The organism is Glutamicibacter mishrai, assembly GCF_012221945.1.
Taxonomy (GTDB): Bacteria; Actinomycetota; Actinomycetes; order Actinomycetales; family Micrococcaceae; genus Glutamicibacter; species Glutamicibacter mishrai.
The window spans coordinates 3,247,489-3,271,458 of sequence record NZ_CP032549.1 but is presented as its reverse complement, the minus strand read 5'-3'; the positions used below and the strand labels follow the sequence as shown (position 1 = coordinate 3,271,458).

General features: G+C 55.9%; 20 protein-coding genes and 2 tRNA genes. 4 read left to right on the top strand and 18 right to left on the bottom strand.

Annotated elements, in window-relative coordinates; genetic code table 11:
- Positions 1-16 precede the first annotated feature (16 nt).
- Positions 17-946 carry an LCP family protein gene (locus D3791_RS15260; protein WP_246242156.1) on the bottom strand — a complete coding sequence of 310 codons (930 nt, stop codon included), beginning with the start codon at positions 944-946 and terminating at the stop codon, positions 17-19.
- A 177-nt stretch (positions 947-1,123) separates the two neighbouring features.
- On the opposite strand from D3791_RS15260, the gene D3791_RS15255 reads away from it, so the two are divergent.
- Positions 1,124-1,663, top strand: a complete 540-nt coding sequence (locus tag D3791_RS15255; protein WP_061952306.1) for a DUF3515 domain-containing protein — start codon at positions 1,124-1,126, stop codon at positions 1,661-1,663.
- Positions 1,664-1,746: 83 nt separating this feature from the next.
- Here the strand turns inward: D3791_RS15255 and D3791_RS15250 are convergent, their stop codons facing one another.
- The 6 genes from D3791_RS15250 to leuC all read right to left on the bottom strand — a co-directional run bounded on the left by D3791_RS15250 (position 1,747) and on the right by leuC (position 8,350).
- On the bottom strand, positions 1,747-2,859 hold the full coding sequence (locus tag D3791_RS15250; RefSeq protein ID WP_022876689.1) for a D-alanine--D-alanine ligase family protein: 1,113 nt from the start codon (positions 2,857-2,859) through the stop codon (positions 1,747-1,749).
- A complete protein-coding gene (locus tag D3791_RS15245) occupies positions 2,859-3,893 on the bottom strand; it encodes an NAD(P)H-dependent glycerol-3-phosphate dehydrogenase (protein WP_022876690.1) in 1,035 nt (344 codons plus the stop codon). The genes D3791_RS15250 and D3791_RS15245 overlap by 1 nt, the downstream gene beginning before the upstream one ends.
- Before the next feature lie 37 nt (positions 3,894-3,930).
- Positions 3,931-4,695, bottom strand: coding sequence for a lysophospholipid acyltransferase family protein (locus D3791_RS15240; protein ID WP_246242154.1), 765 nt, complete (start codon positions 4,693-4,695; stop codon positions 3,931-3,933).
- Positions 4,696-4,712: 17 nt separating this feature from the next.
- Entirely contained in the window at positions 4,713-6,032 is a 1,320-nt protein-coding gene (gene murA, locus D3791_RS15235; RefSeq protein ID WP_022876692.1) for a UDP-N-acetylglucosamine 1-carboxyvinyltransferase, read from the bottom strand.
- 258 nt (positions 6,033-6,290) lie between these two features.
- Complete coding sequence (gene leuD, locus D3791_RS15230) at positions 6,291-6,896, bottom strand: 3-isopropylmalate dehydratase small subunit (protein ID WP_172512701.1); 606 nt, start codon at positions 6,894-6,896, stop codon at positions 6,291-6,293.
- Between the two features lie 14 nt (positions 6,897-6,910).
- Positions 6,911-8,350: a 3-isopropylmalate dehydratase large subunit gene (gene leuC, locus D3791_RS15225; RefSeq protein WP_172512991.1), complete on the bottom strand. Its 1,440-nt coding sequence runs from the start codon at positions 8,348-8,350 to the stop codon at positions 6,911-6,913.
- A gap of 122 nt (positions 8,351-8,472) precedes the next feature.
- Here leuC and D3791_RS15220 point away from each other — a divergent pair, with 122 nt between their 5' ends.
- Positions 8,473-9,198, top strand: coding sequence for an IclR family transcriptional regulator (locus D3791_RS15220; RefSeq protein ID WP_172512700.1), 726 nt, complete (start codon positions 8,473-8,475; stop codon positions 9,196-9,198).
- A gap of 27 nt (positions 9,199-9,225) precedes the next feature.
- Here D3791_RS15220 and thiL read toward each other — a convergent pair whose 3' ends face one another.
- The 10 genes from thiL to D3791_RS15170 all read right to left on the bottom strand — a co-directional run bounded on the left by thiL (position 9,226) and on the right by D3791_RS15170 (position 20,189).
- The gene (thiL, locus tag D3791_RS15215) at positions 9,226-10,236 is read right to left on the bottom strand and encodes a thiamine-phosphate kinase (protein WP_246242152.1); all 1,011 of its coding nucleotides are present in this window, start codon (positions 10,234-10,236) and stop codon (positions 9,226-9,228) included.
- Positions 10,237-10,242: 6 nt separating this feature from the next.
- The gene (locus D3791_RS15210; protein ID WP_172512699.1) at positions 10,243-11,886 is read right to left on the bottom strand and encodes a GTPase; all 1,644 of its coding nucleotides are present in this window, start codon (positions 11,884-11,886) and stop codon (positions 10,243-10,245) included.
- A complete protein-coding gene (locus D3791_RS15205; RefSeq protein WP_172512698.1) occupies positions 11,886-13,652 on the bottom strand; it encodes a P-loop NTPase family protein in 1,767 nt (588 codons plus the stop codon). The genes D3791_RS15210 and D3791_RS15205 overlap by 1 nt, the downstream gene beginning before the upstream one ends.
- Before the next feature lie 99 nt (positions 13,653-13,751).
- A tRNA-Glu gene (locus tag D3791_RS15200) sits at positions 13,752-13,827 on the bottom strand.
- A gap of 46 nt (positions 13,828-13,873) precedes the next feature.
- Positions 13,874-13,945: transfer RNA gene (locus tag D3791_RS15195), tRNA-Gln, on the bottom strand.
- A 363-nt stretch (positions 13,946-14,308) separates the two neighbouring features.
- The gene (gltX, locus tag D3791_RS15190) at positions 14,309-15,814 is read right to left on the bottom strand and encodes a glutamate--tRNA ligase (RefSeq protein WP_022876929.1); all 1,506 of its coding nucleotides are present in this window, start codon (positions 15,812-15,814) and stop codon (positions 14,309-14,311) included.
- A gap of 158 nt (positions 15,815-15,972) precedes the next feature.
- Positions 15,973-16,737, bottom strand: a complete 765-nt coding sequence (locus tag D3791_RS15185) for a fumarylacetoacetate hydrolase family protein (RefSeq protein WP_172512697.1) — start codon at positions 16,735-16,737, stop codon at positions 15,973-15,975.
- A gap of 17 nt (positions 16,738-16,754) precedes the next feature.
- Entirely contained in the window at positions 16,755-17,846 is a 1,092-nt protein-coding gene (galE, locus tag D3791_RS15180; RefSeq protein ID WP_149596784.1) for a UDP-glucose 4-epimerase GalE, read from the bottom strand.
- Between the two features lie 75 nt (positions 17,847-17,921).
- Complete coding sequence (locus D3791_RS15175) at positions 17,922-19,016, bottom strand: branched-chain amino acid aminotransferase (RefSeq protein WP_061952313.1); 1,095 nt, start codon at positions 19,014-19,016, stop codon at positions 17,922-17,924.
- A 114-nt stretch (positions 19,017-19,130) separates the two neighbouring features.
- Entirely contained in the window at positions 19,131-20,189 is a 1,059-nt protein-coding gene (locus D3791_RS15170) for a 3-isopropylmalate dehydrogenase (protein WP_149596783.1), read from the bottom strand.
- 182 nt (positions 20,190-20,371) lie between these two features.
- Between D3791_RS15170 and D3791_RS15165 the strand changes: the two genes are divergently transcribed.
- Positions 20,372-21,604, top strand: coding sequence for a sensor histidine kinase (locus tag D3791_RS15165; RefSeq protein ID WP_172512696.1), 1,233 nt, complete (start codon positions 20,372-20,374; stop codon positions 21,602-21,604).
- A gap of 6 nt (positions 21,605-21,610) precedes the next feature.
- Positions 21,611-22,303: a response regulator gene (locus D3791_RS15160; RefSeq protein ID WP_061952316.1), complete on the top strand. Its 693-nt coding sequence runs from the start codon at positions 21,611-21,613 to the stop codon at positions 22,301-22,303.
- Positions 22,304-22,402: 99 nt separating this feature from the next.
- On the opposite strand, the gene metG is transcribed toward D3791_RS15160, so the two are convergent.
- A complete protein-coding gene (gene metG, locus D3791_RS15155; protein WP_172512695.1) occupies positions 22,403-23,953 on the bottom strand; it encodes a methionine--tRNA ligase in 1,551 nt (516 codons plus the stop codon).
- Positions 23,954-23,970 lie beyond the last annotated feature (17 nt).

The window sequence follows — 23,970 nt, the reverse complement described above, 5'->3', positions numbered from 1 at the left end:
TGTTCCTTAGCTGGTGTTACTGAGACAAGTCTGTTGAATCTACGAACTCGTCAACAGTGTCATTCTGCAGTGCTTCGCCGAACTTGTTAATGGTCTCCATATCTGGAACCACGATGGACTGGCCATCAGCAGAACGGCCTGGACCATTGTTTGGCAGGGTAAAGAAGGTCATGTCATCCGAGCGAACATTCAGCATCGACGAGGCAATACCTGCAATCTTAGCCGAGTCCAGGGTGTCGTCTACTGCAACATAAGGAGCAATCTCGCTGACAACGTTCTGAATCTTTGAGGGACTTGTCAAAGTTTCCTTGGACAGGATCTGGCCAAGCAATGCCTTAACAAAGAGCTGCTGGTTTTTCACGCGGCGGTAATCGCTACCACCGGCGCCGGTGAAGGCCTTACGCTCACGTACGAAGGTCAGTGCGCTCTCGCCGTCCAACTTCTGCACGCCCTTAGGGAAGTAGTAACCCTTGGCATGTACCGGGGTGAAAGCAATTGGGTTATCGACAGTCACCCCGCCTACGGCATCGGTCAGTCCCTTGAAGCCTTCAAAGTCGATGGATGCAACGTGGTTAATGCGGATGCCGAAAAGACCTTCAAGAGTCTCAACTGCCTTTGGAACGCCACCACTGGCGAAGGCACGGTTGATCTTTGCCGTCCCAACGCCAGGAATGTCAAGCCACGTATCACGCATGATCGAGGTGACAAACACGTTCTTGCGATCCGACGGAATGTGAACCAGCATCATCGTGTCTGAACGACCGCCGCTAGGTAGGGTCGCGAAGTCATCGCCCGGCTCATCATCGGAGCGTTCTGCGCGAGTATCGGATCCAAGCAAGAGGACGTTGATAGCGTCCTTGGATTCTTCTTTGACCTCCGGCCGAGTTTCCTCGGCCGGAAAAGCGTCAGCAAGCTTGTTGCTATTTTCATCAAATGTGCGTGCCAAGTTCCAGGCATATAGCCCGGCAACCAACGCAGCAATTACCACTATGGATAGAACACTAAAGAGTACTACGCGCCCAGTGCGCTTCTTCTTTGTACGCTGCCTTGCTGGCTGCTCTTCGAAGGACATATGCTACCTTTCACAGTTTCAACTCAATACATCTTATCTTTCAGATAGCCGATGTACGCTTATAACGTGTCTAAAATCAGTGTCACAGCCCGACTGTCACCAAAACTTAATCCAAAAGTAGGCCGATTAACTCGAAACGCCTTAATTGGAGCACTATTTTTGCCGTTACTCGCTGGGTGCTCGTCCGTTGCAGCGGTTGATGCGGCTCCCGATGCGGCTAACCCACTTTGCGCGGAGATGATGGTAGTGCTCCCAGACACTATCGGAGATGCTGACCGTCGCACCACCACTTCCCAAGCCACCTCGGCTTGGGGCGATCCTTCTAAAGTGGTTCTGCGCTGCGGCGTCCAAGTGCCCACTCCGACAAGCGATCCATGCGTATCAGTCAATGACGTTGACTGGGTCGCCCACGAAGATGAGAAGTCCGGGATCTGGACGCTGACCACCTACGGCCGCACGCCAGCGACGGAAGTGGTGTTGGATCCGAATGTGATTCCTTCAAGCACGGTTCTTGCGTCCCTGTCAGATGCTGCTGCCAAGATCCCCGCGCAGAAGGCTTGTGTGAGCGTCGATAAGTCAGAGCAGTTGTAATCCGTACTTTGCTTCAAACGATGTTGGCCTGGTGCCCCGAGAAAATCTCGGGCACCAGGCCAACGTCTTTTTACGGCTGGAAATTAACGAAGACCGACATTTCGTTCAGTTGCCAAGGCAATGAGCTCGTTGATCAGTTCACGGTAGTCGATACCCGTCTTATCCCACATCTGCGGGTACATGCTCGACGGCGTAAAGCCAGGCATCGTATTGATCTCGTTGATGATCCACTGGCCCTCCGGCGTGTAGAAGAAGTCAACACGCGAAAGACCTTCAGCATCCAGGGAATCAAAGGCCTTGACTGCCAATTCGCGAATTTCCGCAGTGGCTTCTTCGCTCAATACAGCAGGGCAGCTTAGCTGCGCAGCGGTTCCGTCCACATATTTAGCTTCGAAGTCGTAGAACGTATGCCCGTTATCTGCCACGGCAATCTCGCCCGGCAAAGAAGCGCGGGCAGGAGAACTGCCACGGCCTTCCAGGACACCACATTCGATTTCGCGGCCAACAATCCCCTGCTCGACAATCACCTTTGGATCTTCAACCCGGGCTACCTCGACAGCCGCGCGAAGATCCGAGGGGACGTCGACCTTGGTGATGCCAACCGATGAACCTGCGCGAGCAGGCTTGACGAATAGCGGGTATTCCAAGCGATCGCAACGAGCCAAGGCGGCATCGCTGTCACGCAGCCACTGCTTGTTGCTGATGACTTCGTAAGGGCCAACGTTGAAGCCGGCCCCTTCAAAAACGACCTTCATGAAGTGCTTATCCATGCCCATGGCGCTAGCGGCAATACCGGAGCCAACATATGGGACTCCGGCGGTTTCAAGCATTCCCTGAATCGAGCCGTCTTCGCCGAAAGGACCGTGCAACAGCGGGAAGACTACGTCGATTTCGGAGATTTCCGAGATCTTTGAACCGCCGAAAGCTTGAAGTGAAGTCTTATTCGGCTCGGGTGATAGTTGAACCGGGTGGTCAACGGAGGCGATTTCTGGCAACTGGCCCGAATCGAGAGCCCAACCTTCGGGATCCTTGTCCAAGAGGGTCCATCCACCATTGCGAGTGATGCCAACGGGGATGACGTCAAAGCGCTCCCGGTCGATTGCATGCATCACGCCGGAGGCAGTCACGCAAGAAACCGAGTGTTCCGAGGAACGTCCGCCGAAGAGCAGGAGGACACGAAGTTTACGGTCAGCCATTAGTTCTGTTCTCCTTCAGATTTCAGTTCGCGGGCCAGCAATCGCGCCGCCATGTTTTCAACGCTCAACGAACCTTCGAGCACCATGACCACCGCTTCAGTGATTGGCATTTCAACTTCGTGAGCGCGAGCCAGATCGAAGACTGCCCGCGCGGATTTGATGCCTTCGGCAGTCTGCGACATGCGGTCATTGACCTCGTCGAGGAAGAGGCCCTGGCCGAGCAGGCGACCGGCGGTGTTGTTGCGTGACAGCGATGAGGAACAGGTGGCAACTAGGTCGCCTAGTCCCGAAAGGCCAGCCAGGGTGTCCAGGCGTCCGCCCAAAGAGAGCACCAGGCGGGTTGTCTCGGCCAAGCCACGGGTAATCACCGTGGACTTGGTGTTGTCGCCCATGCCCATGCCATCGCACATGCCAACAGCAAGCGCGATGATGTTCTTGACGATTCCACCGAGCTCAACACCCAAGACATCGTCATTAGTATAAGGACGGAAGTACGGTGCCGAGCAAAGTTCAGCGATCCACTGGGCGGTTTCCGAGTCGGCACAAGCAACGACCGATGCCGTTGGCTGTTCCCGGGCAATTTCCATGGCAAGGTTCGGACCGGACAGCACAGCAATTCGATCTTCAGGGAACTGGGTAATCTCGGCAATCACTTCGCTCATGCGAAGGTCGGTGCCGCGCTCCAGGCCCTTCATCAGGGAAAGCAATACGGCTTCTGGCTCGAAGTACTTCTTGAAGACAGCCAATTCCCGGCGCAGCGACTGCGATGGGATGGCCAGGACAACAAGGTCAGCACCCTCTAGCACCTCACGCTGATTCGACGAAGCTGAGATGTTGGCAGGCAGTTTCGTCTCGCGAAGGTACCGGGAGTTGGTGTGGCGTTCGTTGATCTCGTTGGCTGCGTCATCACGGCGTGCCCAGATCTGAACGGGAATCCCCTGATCTGCAACGGAGTCAGCCAAGACCTTGGCAAACGTTGTACCCCAGCTACCGGCACCCATCACGGCGATCTTGCGTGGAAGTGGCTTTGTCATTGTCAGTCCTCTAGAAAGTGATGATGTCGAGTGATGATTAGTTATCCGGTTTTTCGAAGCTACGGCCGGTTTGGGCTTGTCCATGCTCAGAAGGATCCCAGCGCTTGGCCGGTGGTTCTTCCTGGCGCAGTTCAGCCTGCAAACCGGTGATCGCGTCCATGATTCGGTCCGTTGCTTCCTGGAGCGCCGTGCGGGTGCGCGGGCCTTCTCGCAAATCATCCAGGTCTACCGGTGCTCCAACGGAGACGGTGACATGCTTGCGCGGGAACAGGTACATCTTCTTGGAGTACCTCGGCAGTAGCTCCTGGTCTCCCCAGTGTGCCATGGGCACGACCGGAGCACCGGTTTGCAACGCCAAGCGCGCTGCACCGGTGCGTCCGATCATGGGCCACAGGTTGGGATCCCTGGTCAGCGTGCCTTCGGGGTAAATCACGATGACTCCGCCGGCGTCCAGCACCTTCTTGGCCTGCTTCAACGAGTCACCTGCACTTGCAGAGCTACGTGAAACGGGGACTTGGCCGGTGGTCCGCAGGAACCAGCCAAGCACAGGTGGCTTAAAAAGTGATTCCTTAGCCAGCCAACGAGGAAGCCTGCCGTTACTGTAAATGGCGTGCCCGACTACCAGCGGATCAATTTCCGTCAGATGATTTGGGCAGACGATGTATCCACCCTGCGGAAGGTTTTCAAAGCCCTTCCAGGTTCTACCCGTCAAGCCATTCATCACCGGACGGACGATTCCCGCCAAGACGGAAAAGACACGCTTGGTTTTTGCAGACTCCCCCGGAGCCAGGATCTTTACCACGAACAAGATCCCCTTTGTTAGTTGCTCAGCTCGACGTTGGCGCCCAAGCTCTGCAGCTTGTCCATGAAGTGCTCGTAGCCGCGGTTGATGATTTCAATTCCGGTCACACGGCTGGTGCCCTCAGCAGCCAGGGCTGCGATGAGGTGGGAGAAACCGCCACGAAGATCTGGAACGTCAATATCAGCACCGGTGAGCTTTGCCGGGCCGACAACAACAGCTGAGTGCTTGAAGTTGCGCTGACCGAAGCGGCAAGGAGTGGAACCGAGGCAGTCGGTGTGCACCTGGACGGTGGAGCCCATGCGCACCAGAGCATCGGTGAATCCGAAACGGTTTTCGTAAACGGTTTCGTGGATCACGGAAACGCCCTTGGCCTGGGTCAGTGCCACGACCAGCGGCTGCTGCCAGTCGGTCATGAAACCTGGGTGGACGTCGGTTTCCAGGATCAATGGATTCAGATCTCCACCTGGGTGGTAGAAGCGAATGCCGTTGGACTTGACTTCGAATTCGCCACCAATCTGGCGGTATACGTGGAGGAAGGCGGTCAGGTCGCGCTGCTGTGCGTCCTGAACAAAGATGTCGCCCTTGGTGACCAGTGCTGCCGAAGCCCACGAAGCGGCCTCGTTGCGGTCAGGCAAGGCGGTGTGGTCAAAGCCGGTGAGCTGGTCCACGCCCTGGATGCGAATGACACGATCGCGGTGTACCGAGATGATGGCGCCCATCTTCTGCAGCAGAGAGATCAAGTCCAGGATTTCTGGCTCGATGGCCGCGTTGCTGACTTCGGTAACGCCCTTGGCGCGAACGGCCGAGAGCAGAACCTGCTCCGTGGTGCCAACGCTTGGGTACTGCAAGGAGAGCTTGGCACCGTGCAGGCCGTTGGGTGCCGAGATGCGGATGCCGTCCGGGGCCTTGTCCACGACTGCGCCGAATTCGCGCAGGACTTCGAGGTGGAAATCGATGGGACGGTCGCCGATGCGGCAGCCACCCAGATCCGGGATGAAGGCTTCACCCAAGGAGTGGATCAGCGGGCCGCAGAACAGAATAGGGATACGGGAGTCGCCTGCGTGGGCATCGATGGCCTGGTTCGAGGCAATCTTGACCTGGGTAGGGTCCATGGTGAGATCACCAGTGGTTGGGTCCTGATCAACCTTGACACCATGAATCTCAAGCAAACTGCGTACTACTACGACGTCTTTGATTTCTGGCACATTGCGCAGAACAGAAGGAGTGTCACCAAGCAGAGCTGCAACCATGGCTTTTGGCACTAGGTTCTTTGCTCCGCCGACTCGTACGGTGCCCTCAAGTGGAACACCACCATGGATCGTCAAGATCTTACCCATGTATGAATTACCTCATCGCGTAGTCGTTATCGCCCGCCGAAGCTTCTGAGCTTTCGAACTGGCAGGACTTAGCAAGCATACCGCTTATGTACCCGCTGGTATGTTCAGATCATCCCGTGGCGCACACATTGTGAGCATGCTTTCAGCCACGTCACAACCCTGAGCGGTATATGCGTCCTAGGAAGAACAGTAGGTCCGCTCTCCCGCTATAAGAACGGTAAAGAGCGGACCTATTATTCCGGCTTCAGGAAAAACCTCTTAGCCGGCGGTTTGTGCGGGCAGCGTTTTAGGCTTGTGCGCCGGACGCTGCGCCTCGTAGGCCGTGATGGCATCTTCCTGCTGCAGAGTCAGCCCGATGTCGTCCAGGCCTTCCATCAGGCGCCAGCGGGTGTAATCATCAATCTGGAATGGCGCCGAGATCGAGCCGCAGTGAACGGTACGGGCTTCAAGATCCACGGTCACGGTGGTGCCCGGGTTGTTCTCCAATTCCTTCCAGATCAGTTCGATGTCGCTCTGCGCCACCTCGGCGGCAACCAATCCCTGCTTGCCGGAGTTGCCGCGGAAGATGTCGGCAAAACGTGCGGAGATCACTGCTTTGAAGCCGTAATCCTTCAATGCCCAAACTGCGTGCTCGCGTGAAGAGCCGGTACCGAAGTCCGGGCCGGCAACAAGCACGGAACCGGCGTTAAAAGGTTCCTTATTCAGGATGAAGTTCTCGTCGCGGCGCCAGCCGGCAAACAGCGCGTCCTCGAAGCCGGTTCGCGTAATGCGCTTGAGGTAGACAGCAGGGATGATCTGATCCGTGTCCACGTTGCTCTGCCGCAGCGGAACACCAATGCCGGTGTGGGTAACAATCTTTTCCATCGTGGTAATCCTTTCTAGACTGCAGCCGCTGCGTTGACCAGGTCGCTTGGCGAGGACAGGGTTCCGCGGACCGCGGTGGCGGCGGCAACCAGCGGCGAAACGAGGTGCGTGCGTCCGCCCTTGCCCTGGCGGCCTTCGAAGTTGCGGTTGGAGGTTGAAGCGCAGCGCTCCCCCTCATCCAGCTGGTCCGGGTTCATTCCCAGGCACATGGAGCAACCAGCGAATCGCCACTCGGCGCCGAAGTCCTTGAATACCTGATCCAGTCCCTCGGCTTCGGCTTCCAGCCGCACGCGGGCCGAGCCTGGCACCACGATCATCCGGATGTTTGGATCCTTGGTCTTTCCCTTGATGACTTCTGCCGCGGCCCGCAGGTCTTCCATGCGAGAGTTGGTGCAGGATCCCAGGAAGACGGTATCCACACGGATATCCTTCATCGGCGTTCCGCCGGTCAGGCCCATGTAGTTCAGAGCGCGTTCGCAGGCTTTGCGATCATTCTCGTCTTCGAAGTCTTCCGGCGAAGGAACACTCTGGGAGAGTGAGACACCCTGGCCTGGGTTGGTTCCCCAGGTGACGAATGGTTCAAGTTCATCGGCGTTCAGGAAGACCTCTGCATCAAACTGGGCTCCTTCATCGGAGTGCAGCTGCTTCCAGTCTTCTACCGCTGCGTCCCAGTCCTCACCCTTTGGCGCGTGCGGACGGCCCTTCACATATTCAAAGGTTGTCTCGTCCGGAGCGATCATGCCAGCGCGAGCGCCTGCTTCGATGGACATGTTGCAGATGGTCATTCGCGCGTCCATGGACAGCGAGCGGATGGCTGAACCGCGGTACTCGAGAACGTACCCTTGGCCGCCACCGGTGCCAATCTTGGCAATGACAGCCAGAATGATGTCCTTGGAGGTGACTCCCGGCTTCAAGGTGCCCTCGACGTTGATAGCCATGGTCTTGAAAGGCTTCAGGCTCAGCGACTGGGTGGCCATCACGTGCTCCACCTCGGAGGTGCCAATACCGAATGCCAGAGCGCCGAATGCGCCGTGCGTGGAGGTGTGGGAGTCTCCGCAGACCACGGTCATGCCCGGCTGGGTCAGGCCCAGCTGCGGGCCAACCACGTGGACGATGCCCTGTTCCTTGTCGCCCAGCGAGTGAAGGCGGACGCCGAACTCCTTGCAGTTTTCACGCAGGGTATTAATCTGTGTGCGGCTGGTCAAGTCAGCGATAGGCTTGTCGATTTCCAGCGTAGGAGTGTTGTGATCTTCTGTCGCGATGGTCAGATCCGGGCGGCGCAGTTGGCGTCCTGCCAGGCGAAGCCCCTCGAACGCCTGCGGCGAGGTCACTTCGTGTAGGAGGTGGAGGTCAATGTAGATCAAGTCCGGCTGGCGGGACTCTCCACTTCCTTCACCTTGGCGCACAACATGTGCACTCCAAACTTTTTCTGCCAATGTCTGGGGCGACTGCATGGCGGACATGCGACACACTCCTCAAGCTACGTAATTGTGGTAGTTCAACTTTGACACTTCACAGATAGTCATTTCCAGTATGCGGACTTGAATCTCAAATAATGAGACGTGATACTGGGACTATGACAATAGGTAGCGGTGTAGGTGTTCTCGATAAGGCAGCAGCCATCCTCAACGCGCTGGAAAACGGACCGACGTCCCTTTCCCAGTTGGTGGAGCTGACGGACATTTCGCGTCCGACGGTGCACCGCATCGCCCAGTCGTTGGTCCACCACGGGCTGTTAGGCCGAGATATGCACGGCCGCTTTGAGCTTGGAAATCGCTTGGTGGAGTTGGCCAGCGCCGCAGGTGAAGATCGCTTGGTCAGCGCGGCAGGGCCGATTCTCATCAAGCTTCGAGACCTGACCGGTGAAAGTACCCAGATTTTTCGCAAACAAGGCGACTTCCGTGTATGCATCGCCAGCGCAGAACGACCCATCGGATTGCGCGATACCATTCCGGTGGGAACCCAGCTGTCGATGAAAGCTGGCTCAGCCGCACAGATTCTCTTGGCTTGGGAGGACAACGAGCGGATGGTCGAAGGACTGCATCACGCTCGTTTCACGCCTACCATTCTTGCGGGCGTGCGCCGGCGTGGCTGGGCTCAGTCCTTGGGTGAACGCGAACCAGGCGTTGCTTCGGTTTCAGCGCCTGTCCGTGGCCAGTCCGGCCGCGTCATCGCCGCTTTGTCGTTGTCCGGCCCCATTGAGCGACTGACGCGGCAGCCAGGAAAGATCCACCACGAAGCGGTCACCAGTGCCGCCCATGAGCTTTCTGAACTGCTCAGAGTGCAAAACGACCACAGCTAGGAAGCCGCGGTGTGCGTGGGCCGCGGCTTAGTTGAAGTGGTCAAATCCCGCGCTTGCGGTCGCGATCTTCCCGTCGACCGTCACCAATGAGCGTCGGCCACTTCGCGCCTTGGCAGCGCCAATCACCGTGAATTCTTCGGGAACCACATCTTCGTTTGGGAAAGCGGCCACAAGGCCAAAGTCCTCACCGCCGTGCAATACCCATTCCATTGGATCTGTCCCGGTCAATTGCGCAGCGGGCGCCAAACGTGCAGCGAACTTTTTCAATACCTCGCTGTTGAAATCGATGCTAATGCCGCTGTTCTTGGCCAGACGCGAAGTATCACGAACGAGGCCATCAGAGATATCCATCATGGCGTGAGCGCCGGCTTCAGCTGCGCGAGGACCTGACCCTAATGGTGGTGCGGGCTTGCATTGCGCTTCTGCAATCCTGCGCACAGCCCTGCTCCACTTATTGGCGTCGCTGCGATGTTCCAAAACAGTTAGCCCAGCACCGGCATCACCAAGACGGCCAGCCACTGCGATGACGTCCCCAGGCTTGGCGCCATTGCGCAGAATCTTTCCGTGCGCGCACTCCCCCAGAACCGTTGTCGTCACCGAGATTTCCGTTGACTTGCCAAGGTCACCGCCGAGAATCGTGAGTTCCTTGGCCCCCAGCGAACTGATGGCATCTGCCATTCCCTGGGCAAAATCTTTAACCCACTGAAGGGATGTCTGAGCAGGCAGCGACAAGGAAACTACCGCGCCGGTAGTGGTGCCGCCCATGGCGTTGATATCCGAAACATTCTGGGCAATAGACTTCCACCCGATGTCATAAGCACGGTGTTCTAGACCGCTTGGCCAAACCAACTTGAAGTCTTGATTTTCGACAAGAGTATCCACCGAAACCAGGATTTCCGAGCCCTGAACGCTTAGCGCACCTGCATCGTCCCCCGGACCGAGGTTTGCCTTTTGCGAATCAAGGAGTGGAAGTATGGTGTCAAGAATTCCTTGCTCGCCAAGGTCTCCAACGGTAGCTTCAGGCTGATTAATAGTCACAGAGTTCTAGTCGGCTTTCTTTGCTGCTGAGGTAATAAGGGTGGCATAGCTGTTATACGTAGTCAGATACTCGTCTACAGGTTCAACGATGGCCGTGCGAACCAAGCCGGATACTGAACGTTCGATATTCCTTAACGCCTTCCTACGTTTAACTTTAGCCACTATTCGATTGACGAATGAGCACGCTATGCCTAGGACGATACCCAGCAATAACCCGATTGCCAAGACCAGCGTGGGAAGCGCGATCCCTTCCACCCGTGGGGCCGAGGGCAAGTCGAATTGGAAGTACCCAGCAACGGGATAAGCAGCAAGCCAAAGCGCACCGGTCAATGCTGCCAACAATGAGACCCACTGGATAAATTTGACGACAGGCCACCACCATGATGACTTTTCAACGCCAAGCTGCGTGCTAGCGATAGCGGCATCAACGGCACCATCAAGGTGCTCGACATTGGCCCCGACCTGTTCTCGAATTGGTTCATGCCAACTGTCAGGCAGTTCTTCGGTGCTTTGCTGAACATACTTATCGATAGCGTGGTCAATGGCCGAAGATTCTGCCACGGATAGTTCTGGACGCGAGGTGATGGACAATTCGGGTTCGTCCCGTTTGCGGCCCAAGTTCATTCGCTGCAATGGATCATTGCGCAGTCGAATCAGCCAGGTGGTCACTGGCCAACCTGTGCGTCGGGCTGCCCGGAGCTTGTACGAAGTCTCTACTGCGTCAGCAATATATTGTGCGCCGTGAGCATTGGCGATCGTTCGTTCCAGTTCGGATTGATGCATCTGGCTTGGCTGACGGACTTTTTCAACGCTTATTTGTCCATTCAGGTGGTGCACTACCTGGTCAACGTCAGACCTGAGCCGGCGCGTGGAAATGGCCTTGTTTTTCGCGGCAGCAGCGATCTGCTGTTGGACTTCGTCCAGCCCTTCTCCGGTGGTGGCCGACGCGCAGACAATCGGAAGTCTTTCCAATCCGGACGAAGCGAGAGTATCGCGCAAGGAACTAACTATGTTCTTGCGGTCAGACTCGGCCACTCGATCTATCTGGTTCAGAACAATCAGGATATTTCCCTGTTGGCTTTGCAAGGAGTTGAGAAAACCATGGTGAATGGATGCATCCGCATACTTCTGGGGATCAAGAACCCAAACCAGGAAATCTACCTGACCCACCAGGCGCGAGGCAATCTGATGATGCTCCACCCGCGTCGAATCCATGTCCGGCAGATCCAGGAGCAATAGCCCGGAATCAAAGTCTTTTTTCGAGGATCGGCGTCGAGGCTCTGCGCTCTCTTCAATGACGTGGCGATCTGTCACTTCAAGCCAGTCCAGAAGCTCATTGGCGCCTGCTGTATCCCAAATGGCAGCTACTGTATTTGTCGTCGTAGGACGGATCACCCCTGTTGACGCCAATTCCTGGCCAACGAGAGCGTTGAAGAGTGTGGACTTGCCGCTACCCGTTGCGCCAAAGAGACCCACAACCACGTGTTCCGAGGATAGCTTTCGACGTGATTCCGATTTCCTGATGACCGAGGCCGCCAAATCGATGCTGTCCGGATCCAGATATGGTTCAGCTAGCTCCATGGCGCCGATAACGCTGTCAATCTGCTGATTCAGACCATTAACAGCACGGACTACTTTTCGTTCCGCCATTATTTAGCCCCCTTGCCGTTCAATCGATCAGTGACTTTGTTCAAGGCCAGGGCCGCTTTCGGTTGCGCCACATGATCCAGCCCGTCCGCGTATAACTGCACGCTCTTGCCAATCAAAGCTTCCGCTCGTGCATCCAACATCTTGCGCGCCCTGGTTGCCATGCGCCGGACAGCATCCTCGCCAAATATCGCTTCCAACAGCTTCTGGCCCACTACAGCAGACCCGCCGGCAATACCGATTTCAAGTCCGGTCAAACCCGCGGTCGAGGCAAAAACTACAACCATCAAAATGACCGCGACGCCGTTGACCCCAAAGGCAGCTATGCGGGCGGTTTTTCGCTTGCCAGCACCTTCTTCACGGATCATCTCAAGAATGTCTTTTTGCCAGAGTCGGATACTGTCAGCAGCCCGCTCATCAAGATCCTTTGGCGGCCGCGGCGAAACCAGATCTGCGCGGAGCACCTGGCCCAATGGTGTGTTCTTCCAAGACCTATCGACGTCATGGCAGGCCTTGGTAATTTCGGCGATGAACACCGTATGCAGGCCTGATTCGATAGCTTGCTCAACACGATGCGTGGCTGGTGGCCGGCCGGAAAAGAAAGCGCCCACCCTGTCTCGGACACGCCCAATAGCTCCCTCGATCCCGCGAAGCAGCTCCCCTGCTCCAACAAAATCTTGCCAGCGCGCCAGGATTTCTCCGCGTAATAGCGATCCGTCGTTGAGTGCGGCATTGATGCGTTCCTGCGCCTGGGCAAATCTCCCTTTGGTCAGCTGACGCAAGTCTTCAATCTGTTGCGCCTGGTCTTGCAATTCGGCCAATAGCTCTCCGACATCGGCCGTGGTGCGACGCAAGGCACCCGCCAGTGTTTGCGCAGCGACCTCTTGCCTCTTGGTGGAGTCAGCGGCCAATGCATTGAGCCACGCCAACAGAGGTTCAACTTGCTCCCCCGGCAGGAGTTTCTCTTCGTTGAGTTGCGTCTCGTTAAAGACGTGCAGCAGAGCAGGATCCAGATTCTTTTCGCTCAGCAAGCGACGCAAGTCTGGCACGATATCTCGCTCGGCTCCCTGAGGAACTCGGTTGAGTACGACGGAAACGGTGATGTCCCTGACACCGGCATCTGTCAACAGTTCCCACGGCAATGCGTCTGCGTACCGGTTGGCTGTCGTTACAAAAATCCATAAATCAGCGGCGTTGAGCAGCTGTCCTGCAAGCGCCCGATTATCGTCTGATACTGAGTCGATATCCGGCGCATCGAGGATCGCCAGCCCCTGAGGTACGCTCGCGTGCGGCTTCATCAAGAGCGCTTCATTTCGAGACGAATCCCCGGTTACCGCAAAACCGCCTCCTGAAACGCGGGTGAGTTCCGGGAGCACGCGATCTGATTCGAAGAAGGGCTGATCCACGGGATTGAATGCGAGGACAGGAGTACGAGTCGTTGGCCTGACAGCGCCGGAAATACTGATTTGCTCCCCGATGAGTGAATTGACCAGTGTCGACTTGCCGGAGCCAGTGGAACCACCAATCACGGCCAATAACGGCGCCCCCAAATTTGAGACGCGAGGAATTAAATAGTCGGATATCTGGTGCAGCGTCTTTTCGCGCAGCTGTTCGCTTTCAGATGCCGCAGAAGACTGATTACCGACGAAAACAAGATCCGTGAGTATGCCACGTAATTCCGTGAGGCTTCCAATGGTGATGTCACTGGTATTTGCGCTTCCAGCGGCACCACTCAATGCAGGCTTTGTCTGATCTGAGTTCGACTCCATGTGCACCATCTTGCCTTATGGCGATGGTGTTTGCTGAGAGATGGAAGCACGTTTTCTGCGCAAAAGAAAAAACCACGGATCTCTCCGTGGTTTTTCATATGGTGACCCCAACGGGATTCGAACCCGTGTTGCCGCCGTGAGAGGGCGGAGTACTAGGCCGCTATACGATGGGGCCGTACGTCAAGTTTCACCTTGACTCACCGAACGAATCCGGTGAAGCGCTGGGATACCAGGACTCGAACCTAGAATGACGGAACCAGAAACCGTTGTGTTGCCAATTACACCATATCCCATTGTGACTTGGGAGTTTAGGAATTCTGTCAAGCATTATTCCAGGCCACTTCCGTAGCACGAGATACAACTATACCGGCAGTCAACCATCTACACAAATCGGAGAGCCCATCACCTACCCGTCTAGACATCCGCGGAATTTCGCCGGAAAATCGCCTACTCCTGTCAGCTGAGAACAATCTTGCGCCCTCATCATCTGTGTGAACTGACCCACTGCGCCTGCATGCACCGCGGCAGATCTTTCATATCCGCCAGCCGGCATGGCATTGAATCCAATCCGAACATCAAAAACCTCAGGCGCCACCGACTTTTGAAATCGATGGCGCCCGAGGCTTATTTGAATTAGTTATCGCAAGCGCAGCAGCTTACCGAGACGCTCCAAATGCGCGAAGACGGTTGAGGCTCGAATCGCGGCCCAGGATTTCCATGGACTCGAAGAGCGGTGGCGATACTCGCTTACCGGAGATCGCTACACGTGCAGGACCAAAGGCTTGGCGTGGCTTGAGCTCCAACTCGTCAACCAGCTTGGCACGAAGCGCGCCCTGGATGGTTTCCGCATTCCAATCTGACAAAGCTTCCAATGCTTCAACCGAGGCTTCAACAACCTCAACAAGGTTGGCTGGCATCCCCTTGAGCGCGTTGTCGGCAATGACAATTTCATCATCAGACTTGAACAGGAATTCGAGCATGTCCGTTGCTTCACCCAGGAGCGCGATGCGTTCCTGGACCAAGGGAGCTGCCTGATCAAGGATCTCGTTCTCGCGAGCAGTCAGTTCCGAGCCGAGCAGATCCGCGGCCTGAAGGTAAGGAACCAGTCGGTCGCGGAAGTCTTGTGGCTCCAGCATGCGCACGTGCGTGCCGTTGATTGCTTCCGCCTTCTTGACGTCGAATCGAGCCGGGTTCGAAAGGACATCGGTTACATCGAATGCCTCAACGAGCTGCTCGCGGGAGAAGATGTCCTCGTCTGCGCTGAGCGACCATCCGAGCAGTGCCAAGTAGTTGAGCAAGCCTTCTGGGATGAATCCGTTGTCGCGGTGCAAGAACAAGCTTGATTCTGGATCACGCTTGGAAAGCTTCTTGTTGCCCTGGCCCATGACGTATGGGAGGTGGCCGAAACGAGGCATGTACTGTGCAACACCAATATCGTGAAGCAGCGCGTACAACACCACCTGGCGAGGGGTTGAGGACAGCAGGTCTTCGCCACGAAGCACATGGGTGATACCCATCAATGCATCGTCAACTGGGTTTACCAAGGTGTACAAGGGCTGTCCGTTTGCACGAACAACTACGAAGTCCGGAACGCTGCCGGCCTTGAACGTGATTTCTCCGCGGACCAAGTCATCGAAGGTGACGTCGTGATCTGGCATGCGCACACGCAGCACAGGCTCGCGCCCTTCAGCCTTGAAAGCGGCTTTCTGCTCGTCAGTGAGCTCGCGGTCAAAGTTGTCGTAGCCAAGCTTTGGGTCTCGGCCAGCCGCCTTGTGACGGGCTTCGATCTCATCTGGAGTCGAGTAGGACTCGTAAACGTGGCCAGCAGCGCGCAGCTTGGCAATGACGTCCTGGTAGATCTCGCCTCGCTGAGACTGGCGGTAAGGCTCGTGCGGTCCCCCGACGTTTACGCCTTCGTCCCAGTCGATACCCAACCAGCCCAAGGCATCGAGTACCTGGTTGTAGCTTTCTTCCGAATCACGCTTCGCATCGGTGTCTTCGATGCGGAAAATCATCTTGCCGCCGGTGTGACGAGCATAGGCCCAGTTGAACAGGGCCGTGCGGATCAGGCCAACGTGTGGCGTACCAGTGGGTGATGGGCAAAAGCGGACGCGGACCGGGGTGTCTTCGGTTACTACAGGAATCAGCGATAGATCAGTCATGATGTCTTCATTCTATGCCTTCCGAGCCGAAAGTTGCATTTAAACCGCAAGGCTCCCGATCACATAAATGATCGAGAGCCAGTGCGGTTCCACCAAAATGATGATGGCAAGTTGGTGGTAGTTATTATTGTATCCGGATAAAGGATAGATAAACTAACTCAGCGTCGGAATACACTTCGTAATGAACCGATTCCTTCAACCTCAATTTCCACGACATCTCCGGCATTAACTAATCCCACGCCTGCAGGTGTCCCGGTCATGATGACATCTCCTGGCAAAAGGGTGAATGCCTCGGAAGCTCGGGCAACAAGTTCATTAACGGGCCAGATCATCTCGTTGGTTGATCCGTCTTGCCGGACATCCCCATTGACTCGGGTGACGATGCTGACATCATCTGGATCAGACAATTCAGTTTCGATCCATGGACCCAATGGGCAAGAACCATCGAATCCCTTGGCGCGGGCCCACTGAGGGTCTTTGCGTTGAGCATCCCGTGCGGTCAGGTCATTGGCAACGGTGTATCCGAAGATCACGTCCTGTGCTTTGTCGGCAGGGACGTCCTTGCAAATCCGTCCGATGACTACTGCAAGTTCCCCTTCGAAGGAAACTTCATCTGAAAACGCAGGCAAGGTGACAGGATCCCCATGGCCAACCACGGAAGTGTTTGGCTTCAGGAACATCAGTGGTTCCTGCGGGATCTCGTTGCCGAGTTCCTTGGCATGCTCGCGGTAGGTGCGTCCGAATCCAACGACCTTGGAGCGCGGGATGATTGGAGCCACCAGTCGAACATCGTCAAGGCTGTGGGTTGCACCGGTGGTCTTGATTCCCTGGAAGAAAGGGTCACCTGCTAGGACATGGATGTCGTTTCCATCGACGACTCCATAGAGCGGGTCACCGTCTACTACAAATCTTGCAATTTTCATTTGATTATTTCTCTTGTCTACTTTTCTTTGACGATTGACGCGCGGGCCCCGCGAATGAATTCGTTAATTTCTTCTTCAGAAATTCCGTCAAGATCATAATCCGGGTATCCGGCAGGGTTTTTGGACTGCCATTCCCACATATCTCGGGCCATTTCCTCTACGCCACGTTCGGCCTTCCAGCCGAGCTCCAGGCGAGCTGTGGTTGGATCACCGTAATACTCGGCAATGTCGCCTGGGCGGCGGTCTACCAATTTGTATGGCAGCTGGCGGCCGCAGGCTCGTGAGAATGCGCCGATGACGTCAAGCACGCTGGTTCCGCTTCCCGTTCCGAGGTTCCAAACGTATTGCCCGTTGTGGCTGTTCAGGAAGTCCAATGCGTCCAAGTGTCCCTGGGCGAGGTCCATGACGTGAATGTAGTCGCGTACACCCGTGCCGTCATAGGTCGGGTAATCATTGCCAAAGACTTGAACTTCGCTTCGGCGTCCAACGGCAACCTGAGCAATAAAAGGCATGAGGTTGTTCGGGATACCCTGTGGGTCCTCGCCGATATTCCCCGATGGATGAGCACCGACTGGGTTGAAGTAGCGCAAGGTGGCGATGGACCACGAGGAGTCGGAGACTGCAAGATCTTCAAGGATCTGCTCGATATGCAGCTTGGTGCGGCCATAGGGATTTGAGGCATCCCGCTGGGCGCCTTCAACCAACGGCAATTCGGTGGACTCGGCGTAGACCGTTGCGGAAGAGCTGAAGACCAAACGCTTCACGCCGGCCTTTTCCATCGCGGAAACCAGGTTCAAGGTGCCAACAACATTGTTCTGGTAATAGGAAATTGGCTTTTGCACTGATTCGCCAACGGCCTTCAACCCGCCGAAATGAATTACAGCGTCGGGCTGGGTCTGGCTCAAAACTGAATCCAACCGGTCACTGTCGAGCAAATCGCCAATGAATAGATCCGGAGCAGAACCAGACATTTCTCGAACGCGGCGCAACGACTCAGGCGAAGAATTGCTGAGATTATCGAAGACAGAAACTTTGTGGCCAGCTTCGAGCAATAGGAGCACTGCGTGCGAACCTATGTAGCCTGCACCGCCAGTTACCAGTACGTGCATTTCATTCCTTTTCACATAAAAACGATGGCCCCAGGGCTTAAGCCCCGAGACCATCGTAGTCGCTTACTTTCGCGTCTATGCCAAACGCTCAAGCCAGCCGTGTCGATCTTCAACAGTTCCCAGCTGGATGCCCAGCAGTTCCTCACGAATGGACATGGTCACTTCGCCAGCCGGTGCATTTTCGTCACCAATGAGCTCATCGCCGTTCTTCAAAACACCGATTGGCGTGATCACTGCCGCGGTACCGCAGGCGAAGACCTCGGTGATATCGCCGGAGGCAATTCCATCACGCCATTCGTCCAGGGTGATCTTGCGTTCTTCAACTTCGATGCCACGGTCCTTGGCAAGCTGAATAACGGATGAACGGGTAACGCCTTCAAGGATGGTGCCAGTCAAAGCAGGGGTAACCAACTTGTTGTCCTTGGTGACAAAGAAAACATTCATGCCGCCCAGTTCTTCAACTGCGTTGTCGTTAAAGGAGTCCAGGAACAGAACCTGCTTGCAGCCGTTTTCTTCAGCCTCCAGCTGCGCCACCAAGGATGCAGCATAGTTGCCGCCGCACTTGGCTGAACCGGTGCCACCACGTCCCGCACGGGCGTAATTCTTCGATACCCAAATAGCGACGGGCTTGAGCTCGCCACCGAAGTAGTTGCCTGCAGGCGAAGCAATGACACGGTAGGAAACTTCGCGAGCTGCTCGCACACCGAGGAAGGCTTCGGTAGCAATCATGAATGGGCGCAGGTACAGGGCTTCGCCGTCTCCGGTTGGCACCCAGTCAATGTCAGTGGCCACGAGCTTCTTCAGAGACTCAACAAAGACATCCTCATCCAGCTGTGGCAGCGCAAGACGCTGGGCAGACTTGTTCAAGCGAGCAGCGTTGGCGCGTGGGCGGAACGTCCACACGGACCCGTCAGCGTGGCGGTAAGCCTTCAAGCCTTCAAAAATTTCCTGGCCGTAGTGCAGCACCGAAGCAGCTGGATCCATGGCGATTGGCCCATAAGGCTCAATACGGGCGTCATGCCATTCGCCACCCTGGCCGCCTTCGTTGGCGGTCCAGTCAACGACAGTGGTGTGGTCAGTGAAGAAGTCCCCGAAACCAGGGTTAGCCAGAACGCTGGCGCGCTCTTGGTCGCTCTTGCGACTCGTTGAAAGATTTTCGGTGAATTCCATCTACCTTGGACTTCCTAGCTCAATAAACAAAGAACGGATGCTCCACGCCAAAGCGGAACACCCGTTCGTGGAAATGCTACCGATTAACTACTAATCGGAAACGTCACTTTCAGCTTATGCCAGTAACGCGACAATTGCATCGCCGATTTCACTCGTGGTGCGATTATCGGTCAATTCTTGACGCGAAGTGATCTCTTTTTCAACAGCTTGCTCAACCGAGCGTGCTTCTTCTGACAATCCGAGATGATCAAGCATCAAGGCCACCGAAAGAATAGCCGCAGTTGGATCCGCCTTCTGCTGCCCGGCAATATCTGGCGCTGAACCGTGCACCGGCTCAAACATCGAGGGGTAGGTGCGGTCCATGTTGATGTTGCCGCTTGCTGCCAAACCGATGCCGCCGGTGATTGCGCCTGCTTGGTCAGTCAGGATATCTCCGAAGAGATTGTCCGTGACGATGACATCAAATCGAGATGGATCAGTTGTCAGGAAAATGGTCGCAGCGTCAACGTGAAGGTAATCGTGAGTGACTTCAGGGAACTCCACTGCCACTGCCTCTACCGTGCGCTTCCACAAGTGGCCAGCGTGCACCAGGACATTGTGCTTGTGCACCAGCGTGACATGCTTGCGTTCACGCTCTGAGGCGCGGCGGAACGCGTCACGGACAACGCGCTCGACACCGTAGGCCGTGTTGACCGAAACTTCGGTTGCGATTTCATGCGAGGTGCCAGTGCGGACTGAGCCGCCATTGCCGACATACGGGCCTTCAGTACCTTCACGCACCACGATGAAGTCGATTGCTCCCGGGTTGGACAGCGGACTTTCGATGCCTGGGTACAACTTGGATGGACGCAGGTTCACATAGTGGTCCAGCGAGAAGCGGAGCTTCAGGAGCATTTCACGCTCGATGATCCCAGATGGAATGCGGGTGTCGCCCGGCGCCGCACCTACTGCGCCGAAGAGAATCGCATCGTGCTGCTTGATCGAGGCAAGGGTCTCATCCGGAAGAGTCTCGCCGGTTTCCAACCAGTGCTCTGCACCCAGCTTGTAGTAAGTGAGCTTGACGTCTTGCTTGCCACCGTTGGTGACGAATTTCAGAACCTTGACCGCTTCAGTTACAACTTCTGGGCCAATACCGTCGCCTGGAATGACCGCAATATCAATTTCATTTGCCATGCTTTAACTCTAGCCATCCAAGTCCAACATGTGAGAGTTCATCTCATATATTGAGAAGAATGTTTCCAAGCGTTTCAGAATTCAAACCTAGGCATGAGGTACAAGACTAGACGAAGTCGATATTCTGGATACTCCGGACGTAGCAACCAGTGCATCAATAGTCCGCAGCAAGCTCCACGGAATTGAAGGAAGAATTGATTTTTGCCAATCCCCACCGTCGAATTGACGGTTGGATCCGAGCGAATCCCCGACGAATAGACTTCATCACGGGTCTGATCTACACCCTATTCTGTGTCCCCGGAACACTCGGTTTCGCGGGCGCGATGTCAGGCTCCGCCGTACTTTCAATCTTCGCCATCGCCCTGTTGCAAACCGTCCCTTTGATGGTGCGAAGGCAATACCCTTGGGCAGCGACACTTGTCGTGGCTTTCGGCCACATCCTGCAGCTAGGCTTTGACAGCCTCGTGCTGCCATCGCAATTCTCAGTCCCAATCATGGTTTACACGATGGCAGTGTACGGAAAACGCTGGCAGTCCTTCAGCACCCTTGCCCTCGGTCTGACCGGTGCCGTCTTGGCCACCTTCAGCATGTTCAACCCTTTCCGTGACGTTTCCGACCCCACACCGTCGATGACGCTGAACATGTTGGTCTCCTTTGTGGGTCTTGCCCTCGTTGTCACCGTCTCGTGGACCTTTGGCGACCTTGCCCGCACTCGACGCTTGGCCATGAAATCCCTACAGGATCATGCCGAACGGCTTGAAAAAGAACGCGTCATGGAAAGAGCCTTGGCGGCGTCTGATGAACGTAATCATATTGCCCGAGAAATGCACGACATCGTTGCCCACTCGCTATCTGTCATCATCACGCAGGCGAACGGTGCCCGCTATGCGGCGGTCAATGACCCGCAGATTGCCATTGATACTCTCAAGACGGTGTCGGACACCGGACGCGCTTCGCTCAAGGAAATGCGTAGGCTTCTCGGCGTCCTCCGTAAAGACGAAGAACTTCAGAACCGGCCCTTGCCAGGCCTATCTGACATCTCGGATCTCGTGGAGCTAGCCAAGAATTCAGGCCTGACGGTACAGCTGACCACCATAGGCACTCCGCGAAAAGAACTGCCCGCTGGCGCCGAGCTCACCGCGTACCGTTGCGTTCAAGAATCCCTGACTAATGTGCTCAAACATGCCGGAGCTAACGCTGTCGCCGAGGTAATCCTCGGATGGACTTACCGAGGCCTAGAGCTGCAGATCAAAGACGACGGGCGTGGCGCAGGAGCTATCAAGCTAGAGGGAGCCGGCCAGGGGCTGCTCGGCATGAAGGAACGCGTAGCCTTGTACGAGGGAACTTGCAACGCTGGCCCACAATCCTCCGGCGGATTCGCCGTCGCCGTATTCATTCCATACTCCGAGGACTAACAACACATGGAAAACGACAACGCCATCAAGGTCGCCTTGGTGGATGACCAGCTACTGGTACGCAGCGGCTTTCGCATGCTGATCAACTCTCAAGAAGACATGCAGGTGATTGTTGAAGCAAGCAATGGCCGAGAGGCTATCGCCACTCCCCTGATGAATCAAGCTGACGTCATCCTCATGGATGTGCGAATGCCGGAAATGGATGGCATCGAAGCAACAGAACGTTTGCTTGATCCATCTAAAACCGCTGCCGAGGGCCCAAAGGTCATTGTGCTGACAACATTCGACATGGATGAGTACGCTTTAAGCGCGATCCAGGCTGGCGCCAGCGGATTCCTTTTGAAAGATGCACCGCCCGAAGAGTTGCTTGAATCCATTCGCACGGTGAATCGCGGCGATGCAGTGATCGCTCCTTCGACCACTCGCCGATTGCTGGATCATATGGCACCACTGCTGAAGAAGGAAAGCGCTCAAGGCAATGAGCAGCTGTCAGCTCTCGTGGATTCGCTGACTCGACGGGAACGCGAAGTCTTCGGCCTTATCGCGCTGGGTCGATCCAATCCTGAAATCGCCGAGGAGCTCTTCCTCTCTGAAGCCACGGTCAAAACCCATGTTGGCCACATATTGGCCAAGCTAGACGCCCGGGATCGGGTTCAAGCCGTAGTCATTGCTTACCAGACCGGCGTTGTCAGCCCGTAGACGCAGAGAATCTGTAACGGCTCAAACGAAAGCTGCCGGCCAGGCAGAGAACGTGAGTTCTCTGCCTGGCCGGCAGCTTCTTTGCCTGAGTAGCTTTGGCTACTTCTCTTCCTCGTATCGAGGGAACACTGGGGATGGCGCTGGCAACTCGGTGCCTGGAACCAAAGCAGTGTCAAAGTATTCGAAGGTACGGGCCGACCCTTCGCCAACCGCCAAAGAATTCAGCATGGCGGTCATGGCCTGAGGCAGAACCGGTTGCAGAAGCAGTGCGACCTTGCGAACGATTTCGATTGTCACGTAAAGCACCGTGGCCATGCGCTCAGGATCAGTCTTCTTCAGCTTCCAAGGCTCTTGTTCCGCGAAGTACGCATTGGTATCACCCAATACGTGCCAAACGGCTTCCAGAGCTTTGCTGAATTCCTGACGCGAGTATGCGTCCCGGTTGGCTTCTAGAAGCTTCCCGGCAGCATCAAGAATCTGCTGGTCGGCTTCAAGCAACTCACCAGGCGTAGGTACTACCCCGCCGCAGTTCTTGGCGACCATCGACAACGAGCGCTGAGCGAGGTTGCCGAAGTTGTTGGCGAGGTCCCCATTGATACGGGCGACGATGGTCTCGTGGTTGTAGCTGCCGTCGGCTCCGAAAGGAACTTCGCGCAGGAAGAAGTACCGGACCTGGTCCAGGCCGTAGCGGTTCACGAAGTCATCAGGCGAAACGGTGTTGCCCAATGACTTGGACATCTTGACACCGTTGTTGTGAAGGAATCCATGGATCATCACGCGCTTCGGCAAAGGAAGCTTGGCAGACATCAGGAATGCAGGCCAGTAGATGGCATGGAACCGTGAAATGTCCTTGCCGATGACGTGAACGTCAGCCGGCCAGTACTTCTGGAATGATGCAGACTTGACATCAGGGAAACCCACGCCGGTGAGGTAGTTAGTCAATGCATCTACCCACACGTACATAACGTGCTTTTCATTGCCCGGTACCGGGATACCCCAGTCGAAAGTTGTGCGCGAAATCGAAAGGTCGGTCAGGCCGCCCTCGACGAATCGCACAACCTCATTAAAACGTGAACGAGGCGCACCGAATTCTGGGTTCTCGTTGTAGTACGCGAGAAGCTTGTCCTGGTACTTGGAAAGACGGAAGAAGTAGGACTCTTCTTCTGTCCAGGTGACCTCGGTGTCGGTTTCAGTGGCGTATCGAATGCCGTCCTCGCGGACCTCGGTTTGCTCTTCGGTGTAGAAGGCTTCGTCGCGTACCGAATACCAGCCAGCGTACTTATCCAGGTAGATATCGTCGTTGGCTTCCATCCGGCGCCACAGCTCCTGTGCCGCGGCGTGGTGGTCAGCGTCAGTGGTACGGATAAATCGGTCGTAGCTGGTGCCCAATTCATCGTTCATCGCCTGGAAGGCGTCCGAGTTACGCTGGGCCAGCTGAGCCGGAGTGATTCCCAGCTTTTCAGCTGTCTGCATCATCTTCTGACCGTGCTCATCGGTGCCGGTCATGAAGAAAACGTCGTGCCCGTCTAGTCGCTTGAACCGAGCCATAACGTCGGTGGCCACTACTTCATAAGCGTGGCCGATATGCGGGGTGCCGTTCGGGTAGGAAATGGCAGTGGTGATGTAAAAGGGTTTCTGCTGAGAAGTCACGTTACAAATTTACCTTA

Bases quoted from the DNA above. Each gene is read 5' to 3' on its own strand.
- D3791_RS15255 (WP_061952306.1), top strand. From the start codon at position 1,124: ATGTACGCTTATAACGTGTCTAAAATCAGTGTCACAGCCCGACTGTCA.
- D3791_RS15250 (WP_022876689.1), bottom strand. From the start codon at position 2,859: ATGGCTGACCGTAAACTTCGTGTCCTCCTGCTCTTCGGCGGACGTTCC.
- D3791_RS15245 (WP_022876690.1), bottom strand. From the start codon at position 3,893: ATGACAAAGCCACTTCCACGCAAGATCGCCGTGATGGGTGCCGGTAGC.
- murA (WP_022876692.1), bottom strand. From the start codon at position 6,032: ATGGGTAAGATCTTGACGATCCATGGTGGTGTTCCACTTGAGGGCACC.
- leuD (WP_172512701.1), bottom strand. From the start codon at position 6,896: ATGGAAAAGATTGTTACCCACACCGGCATTGGTGTTCCGCTGCGGCAG.
- leuC (WP_172512991.1), bottom strand. From the start codon at position 8,350: ATGCAGTCGCCCCAGACATTGGCAGAAAAAGTTTGGAGTGCACATGTT.
- D3791_RS15220 (WP_172512700.1), top strand. From the start codon at position 8,473: ATGACAATAGGTAGCGGTGTAGGTGTTCTCGATAAGGCAGCAGCCATC.
- D3791_RS15210 (WP_172512699.1), bottom strand. From the start codon at position 11,886: ATGGCGGAACGAAAAGTAGTCCGTGCTGTTAATGGTCTGAATCAGCAG.
- D3791_RS15205 (WP_172512698.1), bottom strand. From the start codon at position 13,652: ATGGAGTCGAACTCAGATCAGACAAAGCCTGCATTGAGTGGTGCCGCT.
- gltX (WP_022876929.1), bottom strand. From the start codon at position 15,814: ATGACTGATCTATCGCTGATTCCTGTAGTAACCGAAGACACCCCGGTC.
- D3791_RS15185 (WP_172512697.1), bottom strand. From the start codon at position 16,737: ATGAAAATTGCAAGATTTGTAGTAGACGGTGACCCGCTCTATGGAGTC.
- galE (WP_149596784.1), bottom strand. From the start codon at position 17,846: ATGCACGTACTGGTAACTGGCGGTGCAGGCTACATAGGTTCGCACGCA.
- D3791_RS15175 (WP_061952313.1), bottom strand. From the start codon at position 19,016: ATGGAATTCACCGAAAATCTTTCAACGAGTCGCAAGAGCGACCAAGAG.
- D3791_RS15170 (WP_149596783.1), bottom strand. From the start codon at position 20,189: ATGGCAAATGAAATTGATATTGCGGTCATTCCAGGCGACGGTATTGGC.
- D3791_RS15160 (WP_061952316.1), top strand. From the start codon at position 21,611: ATGGAAAACGACAACGCCATCAAGGTCGCCTTGGTGGATGACCAGCTA.